This is a genomic window from Streptomyces sp. NPDC048566 (genome assembly GCF_043199735.1).
Taxonomy (GTDB): domain Bacteria; phylum Actinomycetota; class Actinomycetes; order Streptomycetales; family Streptomycetaceae; genus Streptomyces.
The window spans coordinates 14,466-30,567 of sequence record NZ_JBICWL010000010.1 but is presented as its reverse complement, the minus strand read 5'-3'; the positions used below and the strand labels follow the sequence as shown (position 1 = coordinate 30,567).

Genomic DNA, 16,102 nt, shown 5'->3' with positions numbered 1-16,102 from the left:
GGCGGACACCGGTGGATGCCGCCGCCCCGCACCGCCGTCTCCCGGGACGAGCGTGCAGGCAGCGGCCCGGTGGTGCGAGCGGCCCCGGTTGGCGGCACGCCCAGCGCGTGTCGCGGCCGGCACCGGCCGCCCCGGCGGTCGCCGAGCCGAGACTGACCGTATGCGCGAAGAATCCGGACCACCGCCCCCGGCCGACCACCGCGAACGGCAGCGGACGGTGGTGATGGCCACGCTCACCGTCCTGGCGGGCGCGGTCGACGCGGTCAGCTTTCTGACCATGGGTCACGTCTTCACCGCCCTGGCCACGGGCAACGTGCTCTTCCTCGCGTTCGCCGTCGCGGACGAGGGGCAGACCACGGTGGTCCTCACCGCCACGGCGCTGGTCGCCTTCGTCCTCGGGACGGCGGCCGGCGCCCGGGTCACCGCAGGTCTCGTCGCCCGGCGGCGGCACTGGTTCGCCGCGGCCCTCGCCGTCGAGGGCGTCCTGCTGGCCGCCGCCGGGGCGATGGTGCTGTGGCGGCACGGTTCCGGGGCACTCACCCACGATCCCGACGCCCTCGCCATCGCCGTGGTGGCGTTCGCCATGGGGCTGCGGGCCGACACCGCGCTGCGGGCCGCCGTCCCCGGGATGCCGACCCTGCTGGTCCAGATGTCCCTGGTGCGCCTCGTCCACGGCCTGGCCGGCGCCTTTCCCGCGGACCCGCCCCGGGGCATGACCCGCGTGCGTCTCCTCGCGACCGTGCTCGGCATCTTCGTCGGCGGAGCGCTCGGCGCCCTGATCACGCCCTGGGGGACGGGCCGCGCCCTGCTCGCCGTCGCGGCGGCCACTCTGGTCGTCGCGGTGCTCAACGTGGTGCTGGCCCGGGAAGGGCTGCTGGCCGCGGAGTTGGTGGGCTGAGGCGGCCGCCGGTCCGCGGGGGAGCCGGGAGGCGACGCGGATCGGGCCGCTCGGATCGGGCCGCTCGGCCCGGCCGGACCCGCACGGTCCGGCCGGGCCGGAGTCGCGGCGCCGGTCAGCCCAGGGCGAACCTCTGGGCGGCGGAGCCGTTGCAGTCCCAGATCCGCAGCCGGGTGCCGTCGGCCGTGGCGCCGTCGGGGGAGTCGAGGCACCGTCCCGACTGCGGGTTGCGCAGCGATCCGTCTCCCTGCTGCTGCCAGACCTGCCCGCCGGCCGCGTTGCAGTCCCACAGCTCGACCTGGGTGCCGTTGGCCGTGCCGTTGCCGTTGATGTCGAGGCAGCGGCCCAGCGTGTGCAGCCGGCCGTCCGCACTGTGGAACCAGTGCTGGTCGACGGCGTACGACTGGCATCCCCACAGCTGCACGGCCGTGCCGTTGGACCCGTTGTCGTCACCGGCCACGTCGGTGCACGTGCCGCCCGGACCCACGACGGGCGCGCCCGCGTTCACGGTGAACCTCTGGGCGGCGGAGCCGTTGCAGTCCCAGATCCGCAGCCGGGTGCCGTTGGCCGTGGCGCCGTCGGGGGAGTCCAGGCACCGTCCCGACTGCGGGTTGAACAGCGAACCGTCGGCGCGCTGCACCCACTTCTGGCCGCCCACCCCGTTGCAGTCCCACAGTTCGACCCGGGTGCCGTTGGCGGTGCCGTTGCCGACGATGTCCATGCAGCGGCCGATGGTCACCAGCGAGCCGTTGGCGTAGTGGGTCCAGTGCTGGTCCTCGGCGTAGGACTGGCAGTTCCACAGGGCGACGGCCGCCCCGTTCACCCCGGTGTCGTCCGCGGCGACGTCGACGCACTGGCCGCCCGGGCCGGTGATGGTGGCCTGCGGGCCGTTCGGCACGTCGGTCCGGCCCGCGTACCCGACGGACACGATGTTCGCCTGCACGGCGTTCTCGGCCGCGTCGGTCGGGTAGCCCGCGACCATGACGCCCTCGAAGAAGGTGCCCATGTTCCAGTTGCTGTTGTCGCCGCCCGTGCCCAGGATGATCCCGCCCTCCTGGTGCATCGGCCGGTAGCCGCCCCGCGACGGCAGGGCGCCGTCCCACCAGGTGGTGAGGCCGCCGGACTGCGCGTCGCCGCCCTTGAGCGCGTACGTCGTCTGCCCGTTGTTCTTCAGGACGGCCGTCACGTACGCGCTGCCGTTGCCCTTGTTCGCGGTGTTGGAGCCGTTGTCGCCCTGGAACATGCCGTTCTCCAGGTCGGCCTCGACCCAGGGGCCCGAGCCGCTGCACGGCGCGAAGTAGCAGGTGGTGGCGATGGACACGGCGTCCATGTGGCCGTTGCCCGTGTCGGCCGGGGTCGCCTCGGCGTTGCCGTAGTCGAAGCAGCAGGCGGAGCCGACGTGCGTGCCGCTGGCCACCATGTACGCGCCCTCGGCCTGGCCGTTGACGGCGACGCCGGACGCGGCGCCGTGCGAGCGGTAGCCGACGCCGGGGGAGATCCAGATGCCGTACACCTTGTGGCCGCCCGCCGTGACGGACAGCTCGCTCGCGTCCGCCCCGCGGTCCGCCCCCATTCCGGCGGTGCCCGCGGGGCCGGGGAACAGGTCGTTGTGCCGGGAGGTCTGGTCGTAGACCTTCGAGATGCTGCAGGTGGTGGAGGCGCAGAAGGCGTCCTGCTGACCGGCGTTCGCGTAGCCGCCCGCGGACAGCAGCCCGATGTCCCTGGTGGCTCCGTCGGAGGCGCGGGCGACCTGGTACAGCGGGCCGTCGAAGGCGGAGAACAAGGCCCGGGTGGTGCTGTGCGCGGCGACGCACGGGGTGCCCGCACCGGCGTAGATGTCGCAGGGCTGCGATCCGGCCGCCCGGGCGACGCCGGGAAGGCCGACGACCAGGGTGAGCAGGAGACCGAGGGCGGTTGCACCGGACAGGAGGATCCGGCGCAGCCGGGACGCCGGCGAGCTCGCCGGCCGGGGGAAGAGACGCGAGAGGGCAGATCTTGTTCTGCGCATAAGTGCTCCCAGGTGGAGGATGGAGCTACAACTCGCCCTTGGGACAGCTGAGTTCGCGCTGTCCGACGACTGGGTCGGAAGCTACGCGCGCTGGTTGATTGCGTCAATATTTGTTGCTTTTCTTTTTGGTCGACCCTTCTCGGTGTCTGAACCTGTGGTTTTGCGGGTGATCTTCCGCCCTTCTGCCGTCGTCGGGTGACGCGGAGAACGCCCGGCCCCGCGGTCTGCCGGCGTCGTCGCCGCGACGAGATGCCGCCGCCCGATACGCCGTGCCGGGGATGGTGTGATGCCGTGCGCAGAGCGGATGACGCCGTGTGAGGGCGTGCCGAGGCGCGGGGAGATCGCCGTGGTGGTGGCGACGGCGACGGGGCCGGCAGACGACGGCCCCGCGTCGCCCGCGGGGCCGTCGTCTCCGCCGGGGCGCCGCACGAAAAAAGAGTCTCCATCAATCGATTGATAGATGGCGGTCGCCCGCGTAGTCTCCCCGCCATGCCCGAGCACCCGCCCACCGCGCCGCCGCCCGCCGAGGCCAGCCGCGAGCGCATCATCGCCGCCGCCACCGCGCTCTTCGCCGATCACGGATACGACGGCACCTCCACCCGGCGGATCGCCGCGGATGCCGGCCTGAACATGGCCACCGTCGCCTACCACGTCGGAGGCAAGCCCGATCTCTACCGCGAGGTCATGCTCCGCGCCCACCTCGCCGAACAACGCGTGCTGGCGGACGCGCTCACGGCCTTCCGGACGCTGGCGCCCACCGACCCGGTCGCGGCCGTCACCGGACTCCTCGACCGCTACCTCGACTTCTGCCTCGACCAGCCGCACATCCCCGCCCTGTGGATGCGCCGCTGGCTGGCGGACGCCGCCGAGTTCGCCGATCTGGAGGCGTCCTACGCACGGCCGCTCATCGACGCGGTCCGCGACACGGTGGGCGAGGCCCTCGCCCCGCGGCCGGAGGCAGCCGCCCTGCCCGCCGACGTCGAGATGACCGTGTGGACGGTGCTGTGGAGCATCCACGGCTTCTGCCGATCCGTCGTCCGCGCCGAGGTGCCCCGCTTCCGCGCCCACCTGCACGGACTCGTCCTGCGCGGCCTCGGACTCGCCACCCCGGCAACGGGCCCGCGGGACCACGGATGACGACCGCCGCGCTCCCGGAGGTCACCGTCGGCCGGCTGACCCGCCGCCGCCTTCTCGCCTACGGCCTCGGCTCCGTCGGCACGGGCCTGTTCGCCACCGTCCCCGGGCTGCTCCTCCTCTACTTCATGACCGACGCGCTCGCCGTTCCCGCCGGAGTCGCCGGACTGGTGGTCGCGCTGCCCAAGGCGTGGGATGCCCTGTTCAACCCCCTGGTCGGCGCCGCCAGCGACCGCGAGGCGGTCCGCACCGGCGGCAGGACCCGGCTGCTCCTCGCCGGCGCGCTCGCCCTGCCCGCGACGTTCGCGGCCATGTTCCTGGCACCGACGACCGGTGCGGGCGCGGCGATCTGGGTGGCCGTCACCTTCGTCCTCGCCGCCAGCGCCTTCGCCCTCTTCCAGGTGCCCTACGTCGCCCTGCCCACCGAGATGTCGCCCCTCCCCGCGGTACGCACCCGCATCATGGTGTGGCGCATCGTCTTCCTCACCCTCGGCATCCTGGTCGCGGGCGGAGCCGCGCCACTCCTGGTCGACCGCGCGGGCGGCGGCCGGACCGGCTACGCGGTGATGGCGCTGGTCGTGGGCACCGGCATCGGGGCCGTCCTGCTCGTACCCGCGCTCGGGACCCGCTGGGTGCGCTCACGTCCCGGACCCGAGCCCCTCGGCCTCGTCGCGGCCTTCCGCACCGCTCGCGGCAACCGGGCCTTCTTCGCCCTGCTGGCCGCGTTCGTCCTCCAGGCCGCGGCCGTGGCGATCATGCTGGCCGCCGCTCCGTACGTCGCCACCTACCGGCTCGGCGCGTACGGTCTCACCTCGCTCCTCTTCGTCTGCCTGGTCGCGCCGAGCGCCGTCGCCGTACCCCTGTGGGCGAAGGCGGCGGGACGCTGGGGACGACTGCGCTGCCTCACCGTCGCCACCTGCGGCTACGCGCTCGGCGCCACCGCCCTGCTGCCCGCCGCCGGCAGCGGGACCCACGCCGTCGCCGCGACCCTCGCCCTCTGCGCCCTGCTCGGCGTCTGCTACGCCGCCCTCCAGGTCCTGCCGCTCGCCCTGCTGCCCGACACCGTGCACGCCGACCGCGCCCGGACCGGCCGGATCCAGTCCGGCGCGTTCACCGGACTCTGGACCGCCGGGGAGACCTTCGGCCTCGCCGCCGGGCCCGGCGCCTACGCCGTGGCCCTGGCCGCCGGCGGCTTCGTCTCCTCGACCCTGGACCACCCCGTCGCCCAGACCGCCACCGCGCGGACCGGCATCCTGCTCGGCTTCAGCCTGATCCCCGCCGCACTCATGCTGCTCTCCCTGCCCGCCCTGCGCGCCTACGGCCGCCGCCGCGCCCCGCGAGAAACGGAACCCTCCCGATGACGATTCCCCGCCAAGCCCCCACCGGCGAGCGGCCGGCCCACCCCGGCCTGCCCGAGAAGGGCCGCCCCGGCCCCGAACTCCTCGCCGAGCTGGCCGGCCTGACGGCGGCCGACCTCCCCACCCGCGACGGCCACACCACCGCCTATGTCTACGACAGCGGCCGTCCCGAGGTCCGTGACACCGCCGAACAGGCCTACCTGGCGATGCTGGAGGTCAACGGCCTCGACCCGACGGCGTTCCCCAGCATCGTCGCCCTGGAGCGCCAGGTCGTCGGCGCGACGGCCTCCCGCCTCGGCGGCGGCGACGGCACCCCGGGAATCTTCACCAGTGGCGGCACCGAGTCGATCATGCTGGCCGTGAAGGCGGCCCGCGACGCCCGCCCCGACCTCACCGCCCCGGAGATCGTCGTCCCCGTCACCGCGCACGCGGCCTTCCACAAGGCGGGCGCCTATCTGCGGGTCACGGTCCGCAGCGCACCGGTCGACCCCTCGACCTATCGCGCCGACCCCGCGGCCGTCGCCGCCCTGTGCAACGAGAACACCGTCCTCGTCGTCGCCTCGGCCCCCTCCTACGCGCACGGCGTCGTGGACCCGGTCGCCGAGATCGCCGCCGACGCCGCCGCGCGCGGTGTCCCCTGCCACGTCGACGCCTGCGTCGGAGGCTGGCTGCTGCCCTGGCTCGCGGACGCCGGCGCCCCGGTCCCCGCCTTCGACCTGTCCGTCCCCGGCGTCACCTCCCTCTCGTGCGACCTGCACAAGTTCGGCTACGCGCCGAAGGGGGCCTCGGTCCTGCTGTTCCGCGACGAGGCGATGCGTCTGGGCGCCTACTACGCCTGCGCCGAATGGCCGGGCTACACGGTCGTCAACTCCACCGTCCAGAGCAGCAAGGGGGCCGGCCCGCTCGCCGGTGCCTGGGCCACCCTCCAGTCCCTCGGCGCGGACGGCTACCGCGAACTCGGCCGCGCCGCGCTGGCCGCGACCCGCCGGCTGATCGCCGGAGTGGAGGCCATCGACGGCCTGCGCGTCCTCGGGCACCCCGACGCCACCCTCGTGGCGATAGCCACCGACCCGGCCGCCGGGACCCCGCTTGACCTGTTCGCCCTCGCCGACGAGACCCGCGCCCGCGGCTACTTCCTCCAGCCTCAGCTCCGTCTCGACGCGCTGCCCGCCAACCTGCACCTGACCCTGACGGGAGTCAGCGAGCAGGGCGTCGACGGCCTGCTGTCCGTCCTGCGCGACGCGGTCGACGCCGTCCGGCCCCTCGGGCCCCCCGCACCGCCCGCGGACCTCGTCGACCTGCTGCGGCAGACGGACCTCGGCGCGCTGGACAACGCCTCGTTCGCGGCGCTCCTCCCCGCGGCGGGCATCGACCCCACCGGTGACGGGGCGGCCCGCATGGCCCCGGTCAACCGGCTCCTCGACGCCCTCCCGCCGGCCACGCGCGAGGTCGTCGTCACCCGGTTCCTGTCCGCGCTCTACAGCCCCTGGCTGGGCGGCTGAACACGAACACGGCACCGGCCGCGCCGAACCGGGTCGGCGCGGCCGGTGCCGCAGGTGCGGGGGCGACTCGACCGGTCAGCGCACGATGCGCTGCCTCCGCCCGCCGCGGCGGAAGCGCATCGCGGCGTAGCCGAGGGCGGCGAGGAACACGAAGCAGCCGATGACGAGCAGGTAGAAGAGGCCGTGCACGGCGACCCCGATGATGCCCAGGACGACGGCGGCGAGGACCAGGAAGAGGAACAGGCTCATCGGTTCTCCAGGCTGCTGTGACGGTTCAACGGCGGGCGAGTCGACGCTCGCCCTTGATGCCCGGGCTGTAGTCGAGTTCGTAGTGCGCGAAGACCTCGGGCTCGTCCTCGGCCGGCAGCACGCCGTCCGTGCCGATCGAGGGCGCCTTCTTCACGAGGTTCTTGTCGTGGACGACCTTCAGATATCCGGGGCCGACGGTCGCGCCGTCGAGCGGGACGAACACCAGGCGGCGGCGCGTGGGGATGCCCACCGTCACCGTGGCGAAGGACGGATCGTCGGTCGCCGTGTCCACGTAGACGGACTCCAGGACGCCGATCTTGTGGCCGCCCGGGTCCACCACGTCGTGGCCACGCCACTCGCGGATGTCACCTGCCTCGAACATCTGAAACCTCCATAGTCGGAGTACCCCCGATCGTAGGCCTGATGCCCCTGCGCCTCCCCGGTAGTCCTGCCCGGAAGGCGCGGCTGACGTGCGGGTACCGCGCTCGGACCGCGTCGCTCGCGTGCGCGGGCGGTGCGGTCCGCCGCGGCGGGAGTGCGGGAACCACCGCGGCGTCCGTCCGGGTGCGAGAGGCAGCGGGACCTGCGGGCCGGGGTACGGGAAGAGTGCGCCGGGCGGGTCCTTCGGGCGGCCCGCGGGCCCGGCGGGCCGTGGGGTGCCCCGCTCGCTCAGGAAGCGATCACGGCGGCGATCCCGTAGTCGAGTTCCGCGCCGTCGACCAGCACGCCCTCGACCGCGCGGGTACGGGGGTCGATGTCGGCGACGACTCCTTCGCCCGCGTAGCGCGGGTAGCCGGTCGCGCCCGTCTCCCCGGTCGCCTCGACGACCGCCGAACGCACCGCGGACTCCTCGGGAGCGGCACCGCCCCCTGCGGCCAGGTGTTCGGGGACCAGCAGAATCGTGAAGCGCTGCGGTTCGGTCGTCATGTGACGGTATTGAAGTACCTTTCCCGCCGGTCGTGGGAGAGGCGCACGGCGGGCCGCGGACCGAAGTCGGCCGTCCACCGCCTGGCCCAGTCGTCCTCCCCGGCGTGGGGTACGCGTCCCGGCATCCGTCCGCCCGGGGCCCGCCGCGGTACCCGGTCACGTCGCGAGCGCGGGCGCCCGGCCCGCACGCGGGGCGGCGACCCATCACCGCCCGCCGAGGGCCCGCGCGACGGGGTGGACCCGGCACCCCGGTGTCCCGCACGACAGGGCGCGACGCCGGTTCCGCAGGCGCCGGCGCCCGGTCGCCCCGCAGGCCGGGCGTCCTGCCCGAGACGCCGATAGCGTGGGAGACCCGCGGCTGCGGCGTCGTTCCGCCGCGGTCCTCCGGGGTTTTCCCGGTGGCGCGCGACGGCACCCGGCGCGGTGAACGGAGGAGCGATGCCCGCTGAGTCCGGACGTCCCGCCGCCCCGGCGCTGGACCGGACGGCGCATTACCTGCTCACCGCCTCGGCCGGCAGCGTCAACGCGGTCGGGTTCCTGGCCCTCGGCGGGGTGTTCACCAGCGTCATGACGGCCAACCTCGCGTTGCTGGGGCTGGGCCTCGGCAGCGGGCACCCCGGCACGGCCCGGCTCGCCGCACTGGCGATCGTGGCCTACGTGCTGGGTGTCGTGGTCGGCGGGAAGACCGTGCTGGGCCGCGGACGCCGGGGGACCGGTGGCCTGCGCGCGGCCCTCCTCGTCGAGTGCCTTCTGCTCTGGGGCGGATGGATCGTCTGGCTGAGCGCGGGCGGCGCGCCGGAAGGCGCTTCGCGAGCGGTGCTGCTGGCGGCGAGTTCACTGGCGATGGGATGTCAGAACGGTGCCGTACGGGTGGTCACCGGCGGCGCCGAGACGACGGCCTACATGACCGGGGCGATCACCGGTCTGGTGACGCGGACGCTGCGGACCGGGAGGTTCGACCGGCACGTGGGCCTGATCATCGTCCTCATCCCGGCCGGTGCGGCGCTCGGCGGCCTCGCCGTGCGGTGGGCCCGGCTCGGTGCTCCGGCGGTCGCCGCGGCGCTGGTGACGATCGCGTGGGCGGCCGTCGCGCGGGGTGCGGGAACCGGGCACGACGCACCCTGACACCGCCCCGGCGCCGCCCGGGCGCGGTCGTCGGCACTCAACGGGAGTCCAGGATCAGACGAATCCGGAAACCCGGGACGTCGACCTGTGGCGATCGTCTGACGCTGTTTGATCCGGGATGCGCTTCTTTAGCGCTTTCGCGCGCCGGAGGCAACCTTCGATCACCCGAAGGTGTGGTGAAGGACCGCAGATGGAGTGACGATTCCTGAAAGGCGTAGTGTCATATGCCTGTTGCTCACGGCAAGGGGGCAACTCGCAGGCGCAGGGCCAGGGGAGAGGACGGCATCACGAGATGGCGAGCACCGACTGGAGCGACCGAGGGCTGTGCCGGAAGGCCGACCCTGACGAGCTGTTCGTCGAAGGCGCGGCGCAGAACCGTGCCAAAGCGCTGTGCAGTGGCTGTCCCGTACTCACGGAGTGCCTCTCCTACGCGCTCGACCAGCGCATCGAGCACGGCGTGTGGGGCGGCATGACCGAGCGGGAACGCCGGGCGCTGCTGCGCCGCCGGCCCACGGTCACCTCCTGGCGGCACCTTCTGGAGACGGCCCGGGTGGAACACGAGCGGGCCGGCGGACGCGTCGGGGTGGCGGTATCGCGGGCGAGTTGACGCGGCGGCCCGCGTGCCGAGCGGCGCCGCGGACCGCTCGCCGCGAGGACCGTCGCACGGTGAAGCGAGGACGGGGCGCGGGAGACCGGGGCGCGGGAGGCCGGCGGACCTGCCGGGGGCCGCTCCCACGTCAACCGGCCCGACGGGCAGATCGGTTGAGTCCGCGTCCGCGGGCGCGCACGGACCTGGGCGGGGGACTTCCGGACACCACCGGACGCGGCCCCTCCCCGTGGCGGGTGCGGTGGCCCGCCCCGTCATCGGCCACGCCGGGGCGCAGGCGGCGGCGAAGCCCAGTGGGCCCGCGGAGAGGTTCCGTCGGGGGCGGGCCGGGGCCCGGCCCCGCGGGTTCGGTGCGGTGGCCCGGGCAGGGAGCGCGAACTCGTTCGGACGGCGGACGGACGCGTTGCGGCCCGTACGCCCTCCGGCGGCGATCTGAAGGCGGCCGGACGGCGGTGCCGGCGCCCGGCCGGGGCAGGCGCCGACGTGACGCCCCGCGGCCTGTCACGGCGGGACCTGAGGCGAAGCGACCGCATCGCGCCCACACCGCTGTTCCGGGCCTGCGCCGGTCTCCCGTCACCCGAACGGAGCAGCCGGGGGCGAAGGCGTGACCGCTCCGCCCCGAGCGGCGGACGGCACCGGCCGGTCGACGCGTGCCGCCGGGTGCCGAGCGGCCCGGCTGCCCGTACGACTCGCGATGTCAGTGGCGGCTGCCATGGTGGAGGGCATGGACAAGGACGACGAACGCCTGCTGCGCGGCCGGGTGTACGGAGCTGATCACGACGACCCCCGGCAGGGCCCGCAGCGCGGGCGGGACTACGCCGAGCTCGTCGGCGGACCGCTGGACGGCCTCCTGCTCGACATCACCGGCCGGACGCCCGAGGAGATATCCGTCGGAGTGGCGCTGGAGACGGAGCTGGGCCAGTTCGGGCCGGGGGCGCGCGCCCTGTACGACCCGCGCCCCGGCCATCCGATGTTCTTCGACTGGGCGGGCGACGCACCCTGAGCCCCGCGGGCGGCCGGTTCGCCGTACGCCGTCCCGTTTGCAGCGCGCGGGGCACCCCTCTGGTGGGGGCGTTCGCCTCAGATGTGCCAGGCGACGCTGTGGTCCGCCGCGGTCACCGCGGCGAGCACCACGAGATCGGCCACGCCGAGCAGGATGCCCAGGTAGGCCCGGTGGCGATGCAGGGTGCCCCGGTGCAGGGCGACGAGACCGAGGACGACCGCGGTCGGGCCCAGCACTATGTTGAACACCAGCAGGCCGACCAGTCCGAGGACGAACGACGCCACGGCGTAGCTGTAGGGGTCGCGCCGGGACTGCCCGCGGGAAGCCGAGTGGGCGGACTCGCTCATCGTGCCTCCCCGCCGCCGAAGCCGGTGGTCTGCCGGGACGTGGTGCCGCGGTGGCTGCGCAGCCCGTAGAACAGCAGCCAGCAGCCGATGACCGCGGCGGCCACCAGGGTGACCGGCAACGGCAGGTGGGCCGCGGCGCCCACCACAACGCCGAGGAGGAGCAGCGCGGCGACGAGGAACAGCATGGGTCTCCTTCTGTATGCGCGGGGCAACACGGACGGGCGATCACCGGGGCTCCGGGTGCCCGGGCTTCCCCGCGGGAAAACACCTTCGCGGCCGGACGGCCCCGTTCCGGGCGCGGACCCGGCCGGGAAGCGGTGGGTGACCGGCCGGCGGCGCTCCGCCACGGACTCGCCGCCGGGACGCCCGAGGCGCGGTCACGGCGCGTCGCGGCCACGGCAGACGGGTTTATCATGCGAAAAGGGGGGAAATCGACCTGGAGTGCTTCGGACAGAAGGCACGTCCGTGGGAGTGCTCGGCTCCGCCGTGCGGGTGTGTCCCGAGAGTGTCGCGCCGTGCTCTCCCGCGGGGTTCTGTCCCGTCAGCAACCCGCGAGGGAGCTGTCAGCACATGCACACCACGAGCACTCTGAAGCGCCATCCGCACGACGACGCCCCCGACACCGACGCCGCCTTCCAGCGGCTGGCAGATCTCCCGGACGGGCCGGAGCGGCGGGCGCTGCGCGACGAGATCGTGCAGGCATGGATGCCCATGGCGCACCGCATCGCCGTCCGGTACCGCGGACGCGGCGAGACCCTGGAGGACCTCACCCAGGTGGCCGCCCTGGGTCTGGTCAAGGCGGTCGACCGCTACCGCCCCGAACGCGGCCACGCCTTCGAGAGCTACGCGGTGCCGACCATCGCCGGAGAGATCAAGCGGCACTTCCGCGACCACATGTGGGTACTCCACGTTCCGCGACGCGTCCAGGAGGCCCGCAACCGGGTGCGCGTGGCCATCAAGGACCTCACAGCGCAGAACGAGGGGCGTGGGCCGACGCTCGCCGAGCTCGCCGCGTACACCCGGCTGACGGAGGACGAGGTGCGCAGCGGCCTGGAAGCGCTGGAGAGCTACGCCACACTCTCCCTGGACGCCGAACTCACCGCCGGCGACGACGGATACTCCCTCGCGGACGGCCTCGGTGAGGACGACGCGGGGTACGACCTCGTGGTCGACCGCGAAGCGGTGCGGCCGGCCCTCAGCCGGCTGCCCCGACGCGAGCAGACCATCCTCTACCTGCGCTTCTTCCGCGGTATGACGCAGAGTGACATCGCGCGCGAACTCGGTGTCTCCCAGATGCACGTGTCGCGGTTGATCAGCGGCTGCTGCGCCGATCTGCGGGAGCAGATCCTCTCCGACCCGACCTGACCCCGCCCGGACAAGGGACCGGCCGCCCGCCAATGAAGCCGATCGGGCGGCCGGTGGTGGGCTCACTGCCGAACCCTCCCGGGAGCGGCTGGCCAGCAACCCACCACCACCGGACTACCGGGCTGAGCCGCGTCCAAACCCGTTCCGCGCCCCCGATTGCCACGGGACCGCCCGCGGACCGCCGCACCGGGAACGCCGCGCGCCCGCCCGCGGACCCCGCGGGACCACCTTTCCGCCCCGATCGCGCGGACGGTGTTTGCGGGTGGGATGGAGGGGCACTCGGACGTTCGTGCTTCGGACTGGAGGCGCATGCCGAGTGGGGCTCTCCCCGGCGGCTGCGGCCTCGTCCGCGGTTCCGGACCCGCCTCGCCCGGCTCCCCCTACCCGTCGACCGGGCCGTGAGCGCGGATCACTCGCGCACGTCCCGGACTCCCGTGCAGGAGCGAATCCGCGTGAGTACCCACATGAGCACAGCCCGACCGCACCACCAGGTCACCTCCGTTCCGGCGCGCCGTGCCCACGACGACACCCCCGAAGCCGGCGCCCTCTTCGAGCGGCTCGCCGAACTCGACGACGGCCCGCAGCGGGACGCCGTACGCGACGAACTGGTCGCCCTGTGGCTCCCCATGGCCCATCGCATCGCCGGCCGGTTCCGGGACCGGGGCGAGGCCGTCGAGGACCTGCGCCAGGTCGCCGCCCTCGGACTGGTGAAGGCCGTCGACCGGTTCGACCCCTCCCGGGGCGCCTTCGAGAGCTACGCCGTGCCCACCATCACCGGCGAGGTGAAGCGCCACTTCCGGGACCGGATGTGGGCCCTGCGCGTGCCCCGGCGGGTGCAGGAGCTGCGCAACCGTGTACGCGTGGCGCGCCGGGAACTCCTCGAACGCCCCGGCACCCCCGAGCCCACCCCCGCCGACCTCGCCGCGCACACGGGCCTGACCGAGGAGGAGGTCGGCGCCGGCCTCGAAGCGCTCGAAAGCTTCAGCACGCTCTCGCTGGACGCCGAACTGGCCACCGGGGACGACGGCTACAGCCTCGGCGACACCCTGGGGGAGGCCGTTCCCTCGTACGACACCGTGGTCGATCGCGAGGCCGCCAAGAGCGAACTGCGCAGGCTGCCCGAACGGGAGCGGGCCATCCTGTACATGCGGTTCTTCGAGGACATGACGCAGAGCGGCATCGCCGACCGGCTCGGCATCTCCCAGATGCACGTCTCCCGGCTCATCACCCGCAGCTGCGCCCAGGTCCGCAAGGAGGCGCTGGGCCCGTGCTCCCGAAGCCGTTCCACCTCGTGACAGCTCCCCCCACCACCAAGGAGTCCCAGCGATGCTGATGCCCCTCCCCGCCACTCTCCGCCGGCTCGTCGAGGAGTACGAGACCCTTCTGGCCGAGGAGACCCTCGCCGGTGCGTCGGCACCCGGCGCGCGCCTGCGGGACCTCGCGTACACGCTCTGCGTCTCCACGGGAACGCGGGAGGTCGCCGACGCTCTGGACACCGCTCGCGCGTACCTCGCCCGGACCGCCGGCGCATCGTCCCCGGTGCGGCGCGTGGTGGTGGCGGGAGGGGCCGGCCCCGCCGCGCGCCGAGGCACCAACGCACGCGCCACCGAGCCGACCCCTTCCTGATTCCGGGCAGTCGTCGGCGGCCGGCCGGGCCCCCCACGGGCCCCGGCCGGCCGTCGGGCCGGGTGGGGGAGGAGGGTCGCGGTCCTCGACGGGTGGCGGCACCGCCGGTAGGGACACCATGAACCCATGAACGGACCCATGGACGAAAACGACCGCTCCACCGCTCCGGACCGCCGGCGGCCGCCCGGGGTCTCGGACGCCACGGTGGAGGCCCTCGGCGCACTGTCGAAGGCGCTGGAGACCACCGAACGGGCCCGCGGGCACCTGTACGCGTTCCACCAGCTGACCGGTGGCGCCGACTTCGAGCTGGACCGCGTCGTGCGGCTCCTGCGGGAAGCGGGGCACGGCCGGTGGGCCGACCGGGTCGAACACGACCTGGTGGGCCGCAACGTCGTCCCCGGCCACTGGACCTTCCAGCTCGTCGAGGAGTACGACGCCACCTACTACCAGCCGTTCAAGGACACGGAGGCCGGGGCGCGACAGGCGCTCGCCGACGGAGTCGACCACCTCTTCGAGGCGGAGCTGAAGGCGAGACGGCGGACCGGCGGCCACCCGGGCCACCCCGACACCTGAGCCCCGCGGCGTCGACACCGAGCCCCGCGGCGTCACAACCGCCCGCCCCGACCGCTCGGGCAACCGGCCTGCGGACGCCTCGGGAGACCACGTCGCCGCGGTGGTCGCCAGGGCAGCGCGCGGACGACGAGCACGCGGCCGGGCTCGCGTTCCCCGCACGGCTGGGCGCGGCACCCGACCCGGCCGCACGGCACGGCCGGACGCACCGACCTGTCCAAAGCGGCAGGCGGCCGGGGCGAAGGTGCGCGGTGGGCGCCTGTCAGCGGGCACCGCGCCCAGCCGCGGGAAGGGTCAGGCCGACGGCGCCCCGGTGATGTTGACCATCCAGTCGACGCCGAAGCGGTCCGTGCACATGCCGAAGGTGTCCCCCCACATCTGCTTCTCCAGGGGAACGGCCACCGCGCTGTCCTGGGACAGCTTCTCCCAGTAGCCGCTCAGCTCGCCCGCGTCGTCGCCGCTCAGACTGACCGCGAAGTTGTTGCCCGCGCGCCGCTCCATCCCCGGCGGGACATCGGCGCCCATGAGGACGAAGCCGTTCGGAGCCTCCAGCATGCCGTGCATGACCTTGTCGCCGTACCCGGGAGGCGCCTCGGAGCCGAAGGAGCCGAACTCGTGGAGCGTCAGCTCCCCGCCGAAGACGTCCTTGTAGAAGGTCATGGCCTGCCTGGCATCACCGGAGAAGCTGATGTAGGGGTTGAGACGAGAGCCCACAGCAAGATCCTTTCGTGACGGTTCGTCAGAACGGCACCCTAAGGGCTGATCCCTCCTCCACGGCGGACCACCGCGTGCTGCCAAACACGGCGCGGCGCCGCACCGCCACCCGTTCGCGGCGGCACACGACCCGTCCGCACCCTGCCAGGCTCGCGTCGCCCCGGCCCCGCGCGGTTCGCCGGGCACGGGCTCCACTCTCCTGTTGCTGGTGGAAGCTGTGCGCAGAAGAGTGCCGGCGGAGCTACGCCCGCTCCGGTGTCGGCGGCGGGTGCTGTCCGCGCCTCGGCCCGCTCCCCGGCGGGGGTCTACCGGCCGCCGGGGTCCGGCGGCCCGATGCGCGGTGGCTCGACGCGTCGCCGTGGTCGGCGCGTACCCGCGGTTCACCGTGCTGGTCGCCGTTCCCCGGCGCGGGTCCGGTCCCGCGGCCGGGGAGGCCCGATATCGCCCGCCACGGCGCCCCAACTGCCCGCCCGTCGAAGGAGAGGAGAGCAGGTGGTGAGGGGGAGGGGGCCGCGGTCCCTGCCGCGCGCCGCACTCCGGGGCGTCGAGTGATGGTGACCGGTTTGCAGGCAATGCGCGCGCCCTCGCTCCACCCGTGGGACGGTGGAGTCAGGCGTGGCCCGTCGACATCCCCCGAACGACGGGCCACGCCGCCGTCTCCTGGCACTA

At 74.0% G+C, this 16,102-nt stretch carries 18 protein-coding genes; 11 read left to right on the top strand and 7 right to left on the bottom strand.

Translation table 11 applies throughout. From position 1 onward, the window contains the following. Nucleotides 1-160 precede the first annotated feature (160 nt). Entirely contained in the window at nt 161-898 is a 738-nt protein-coding gene (locus ACGFS9_RS17525; protein WP_393254098.1) for a YoaK family protein, read from the top strand. A 115-nt stretch (nt 899-1,013) separates the two neighbouring features. On the opposite strand, the gene ACGFS9_RS17520 is transcribed toward ACGFS9_RS17525, so the two are convergent. Next, a complete protein-coding gene (locus ACGFS9_RS17520; RefSeq protein WP_393254097.1) occupies nt 1,014-2,906 on the bottom strand; it encodes an arabinofuranosidase catalytic domain-containing protein in 1,893 nt (630 codons plus the stop codon). Between the two features lie 489 nt (nt 2,907-3,395). Between ACGFS9_RS17520 and ACGFS9_RS17515 the strand changes: the two genes are divergently transcribed. The 3 genes from ACGFS9_RS17515 to ACGFS9_RS17505 are packed head-to-tail and all read left to right on the top strand — an operon-like array spanning nt 3,396 to nt 6,900. Beyond that, complete coding sequence (locus ACGFS9_RS17515) at nt 3,396-4,043, top strand: TetR/AcrR family transcriptional regulator (RefSeq protein WP_393254096.1); 648 nt, start codon at nt 3,396-3,398, stop codon at nt 4,041-4,043. Further along, the gene (locus ACGFS9_RS17510; protein ID WP_393254094.1) at nt 4,040-5,401 is read left to right on the top strand and encodes an MFS transporter; all 1,362 of its coding nucleotides are present in this window, start codon (nt 4,040-4,042) and stop codon (nt 5,399-5,401) included. Before ACGFS9_RS17515 ends, ACGFS9_RS17510 begins: the two co-directional genes overlap by 4 nt. Further along, the gene (locus ACGFS9_RS17505) at nt 5,398-6,900 is read left to right on the top strand and encodes a pyridoxal phosphate-dependent decarboxylase family protein (RefSeq protein WP_393254092.1); all 1,503 of its coding nucleotides are present in this window, start codon (nt 5,398-5,400) and stop codon (nt 6,898-6,900) included. The genes ACGFS9_RS17510 and ACGFS9_RS17505 overlap by 4 nt, the downstream gene beginning before the upstream one ends. 75 nt (nt 6,901-6,975) lie before the next feature. On the opposite strand, the gene ACGFS9_RS17500 is transcribed toward ACGFS9_RS17505, so the two are convergent. From ACGFS9_RS17500 to ACGFS9_RS17490, 3 genes are all read right to left on the bottom strand, one after another. Beyond that, nucleotides 6,976-7,149 (bottom strand): hypothetical protein, encoded by a 174-nt coding sequence (locus tag ACGFS9_RS17500; protein WP_393254091.1) that lies wholly within the window; start codon nt 7,147-7,149, stop codon nt 6,976-6,978. Between the two features lie 25 nt (nt 7,150-7,174). Then, entirely contained in the window at nt 7,175-7,531 is a 357-nt protein-coding gene (locus ACGFS9_RS17495) for a PRC-barrel domain-containing protein (RefSeq protein WP_393254089.1), read from the bottom strand. A 287-nt stretch (nt 7,532-7,818) separates the two neighbouring features. Continuing rightward, a complete protein-coding gene (locus ACGFS9_RS17490) occupies nt 7,819-8,076 on the bottom strand; it encodes a hypothetical protein (RefSeq protein ID WP_393254088.1) in 258 nt (85 codons plus the stop codon). A 438-nt stretch (nt 8,077-8,514) separates the two neighbouring features. On the opposite strand from ACGFS9_RS17490, the gene ACGFS9_RS17485 reads away from it, so the two are divergent. The 3 genes from ACGFS9_RS17485 (at nt 8,515) to ACGFS9_RS17475 (ending at nt 10,811) form a co-directional block, all read left to right on the top strand. Beyond that, nucleotides 8,515-9,201 carry a YoaK family protein gene (locus ACGFS9_RS17485; protein ID WP_393254086.1) on the top strand — a complete coding sequence of 229 codons (687 nt, stop codon included), beginning with the start codon at nt 8,515-8,517 and terminating at the stop codon, nt 9,199-9,201. A 292-nt stretch (nt 9,202-9,493) separates the two neighbouring features. Further along, on the top strand, nt 9,494-9,808 hold the full coding sequence (locus ACGFS9_RS17480; protein ID WP_393254085.1) for a WhiB family transcriptional regulator: 315 nt from the start codon (nt 9,494-9,496) through the stop codon (nt 9,806-9,808). 724 nt (nt 9,809-10,532) lie between these two features. After that, entirely contained in the window at nt 10,533-10,811 is a 279-nt protein-coding gene (locus ACGFS9_RS17475; protein WP_393254370.1) for a hypothetical protein, read from the top strand. Between the two features lie 77 nt (nt 10,812-10,888). Here the strand turns inward: ACGFS9_RS17475 and ACGFS9_RS17470 are convergent, their stop codons facing one another. Then, entirely contained in the window at nt 10,889-11,158 is a 270-nt protein-coding gene (locus tag ACGFS9_RS17470; RefSeq protein ID WP_393254083.1) for a DUF4190 domain-containing protein, read from the bottom strand. Continuing rightward, the gene (locus tag ACGFS9_RS17465; protein ID WP_393254082.1) at nt 11,155-11,343 is read right to left on the bottom strand and encodes a hypothetical protein; all 189 of its coding nucleotides are present in this window, start codon (nt 11,341-11,343) and stop codon (nt 11,155-11,157) included. Before ACGFS9_RS17465 ends, ACGFS9_RS17470 begins: the two co-directional genes overlap by 4 nt. A gap of 385 nt (nt 11,344-11,728) precedes the next feature. Between ACGFS9_RS17465 and ACGFS9_RS17460 the strand changes: the two genes are divergently transcribed. From ACGFS9_RS17460 to ACGFS9_RS17445, 4 genes are all read left to right on the top strand, one after another. Continuing rightward, nucleotides 11,729-12,523 carry a SigB/SigF/SigG family RNA polymerase sigma factor gene (locus ACGFS9_RS17460; RefSeq protein ID WP_393254080.1) on the top strand — a complete coding sequence of 265 codons (795 nt, stop codon included), beginning with the start codon at nt 11,729-11,731 and terminating at the stop codon, nt 12,521-12,523. A 464-nt stretch (nt 12,524-12,987) separates the two neighbouring features. Then, entirely contained in the window at nt 12,988-13,818 is an 831-nt protein-coding gene (locus ACGFS9_RS17455) for a SigB/SigF/SigG family RNA polymerase sigma factor (RefSeq protein ID WP_393254078.1), read from the top strand. Between the two features lie 31 nt (nt 13,819-13,849). Next, nucleotides 13,850-14,149 (top strand): DUF5133 domain-containing protein, encoded by a 300-nt coding sequence (locus tag ACGFS9_RS17450; protein ID WP_393254077.1) that lies wholly within the window; start codon nt 13,850-13,852, stop codon nt 14,147-14,149. 126 nt (nt 14,150-14,275) lie between these two features. Then, the gene (locus ACGFS9_RS17445; RefSeq protein WP_393254075.1) at nt 14,276-14,722 is read left to right on the top strand and encodes a hypothetical protein; all 447 of its coding nucleotides are present in this window, start codon (nt 14,276-14,278) and stop codon (nt 14,720-14,722) included. A 291-nt stretch (nt 14,723-15,013) separates the two neighbouring features. Here the strand turns inward: ACGFS9_RS17445 and ACGFS9_RS17440 are convergent, their stop codons facing one another. Beyond that, nucleotides 15,014-15,433 carry a VOC family protein gene (locus ACGFS9_RS17440; RefSeq protein WP_393254074.1) on the bottom strand — a complete coding sequence of 140 codons (420 nt, stop codon included), beginning with the start codon at nt 15,431-15,433 and terminating at the stop codon, nt 15,014-15,016. Between the last annotated feature and the right edge of the window lie 669 nt (nt 15,434-16,102).

Bases quoted from the DNA above. Each gene is read 5' to 3' on its own strand.
- ACGFS9_RS17525 (WP_393254098.1), top strand. From the start codon at position 161: ATGCGCGAAGAATCCGGACCACCGCCCCCGGCCGACCACCGCGAACGG.
- ACGFS9_RS17520 (WP_393254097.1), bottom strand. From the start codon at position 2,906: ATGCGCAGAACAAGATCTGCCCTCTCGCGTCTCTTCCCCCGGCCGGCG.
- ACGFS9_RS17515 (WP_393254096.1), top strand. From the start codon at position 3,396: ATGCCCGAGCACCCGCCCACCGCGCCGCCGCCCGCCGAGGCCAGCCGC.
- ACGFS9_RS17510 (WP_393254094.1), top strand. From the start codon at position 4,040: ATGACGACCGCCGCGCTCCCGGAGGTCACCGTCGGCCGGCTGACCCGC.
- ACGFS9_RS17505 (WP_393254092.1), top strand. From the start codon at position 5,398: ATGACGATTCCCCGCCAAGCCCCCACCGGCGAGCGGCCGGCCCACCCC.
- ACGFS9_RS17500 (WP_393254091.1), bottom strand. From the start codon at position 7,149: ATGAGCCTGTTCCTCTTCCTGGTCCTCGCCGCCGTCGTCCTGGGCATC.
- ACGFS9_RS17495 (WP_393254089.1), bottom strand. From the start codon at position 7,531: ATGTTCGAGGCAGGTGACATCCGCGAGTGGCGTGGCCACGACGTGGTG.
- ACGFS9_RS17490 (WP_393254088.1), bottom strand. From the start codon at position 8,076: ATGACGACCGAACCGCAGCGCTTCACGATTCTGCTGGTCCCCGAACAC.
- ACGFS9_RS17485 (WP_393254086.1), top strand. From the start codon at position 8,515: ATGCCCGCTGAGTCCGGACGTCCCGCCGCCCCGGCGCTGGACCGGACG.
- ACGFS9_RS17480 (WP_393254085.1), top strand. From the start codon at position 9,494: ATGGCGAGCACCGACTGGAGCGACCGAGGGCTGTGCCGGAAGGCCGAC.
- ACGFS9_RS17475 (WP_393254370.1), top strand. From the start codon at position 10,533: ATGGACAAGGACGACGAACGCCTGCTGCGCGGCCGGGTGTACGGAGCT.
- ACGFS9_RS17470 (WP_393254083.1), bottom strand. From the start codon at position 11,158: ATGAGCGAGTCCGCCCACTCGGCTTCCCGCGGGCAGTCCCGGCGCGAC.
- ACGFS9_RS17465 (WP_393254082.1), bottom strand. From the start codon at position 11,343: ATGCTGTTCCTCGTCGCCGCGCTGCTCCTCCTCGGCGTTGTGGTGGGC.
- ACGFS9_RS17460 (WP_393254080.1), top strand. From the start codon at position 11,729: ATGCACACCACGAGCACTCTGAAGCGCCATCCGCACGACGACGCCCCC.
- ACGFS9_RS17455 (WP_393254078.1), top strand. From the start codon at position 12,988: ATGAGCACAGCCCGACCGCACCACCAGGTCACCTCCGTTCCGGCGCGC.
- ACGFS9_RS17450 (WP_393254077.1), top strand. From the start codon at position 13,850: ATGCTGATGCCCCTCCCCGCCACTCTCCGCCGGCTCGTCGAGGAGTAC.
- ACGFS9_RS17445 (WP_393254075.1), top strand. From the start codon at position 14,276: ATGAACGGACCCATGGACGAAAACGACCGCTCCACCGCTCCGGACCGC.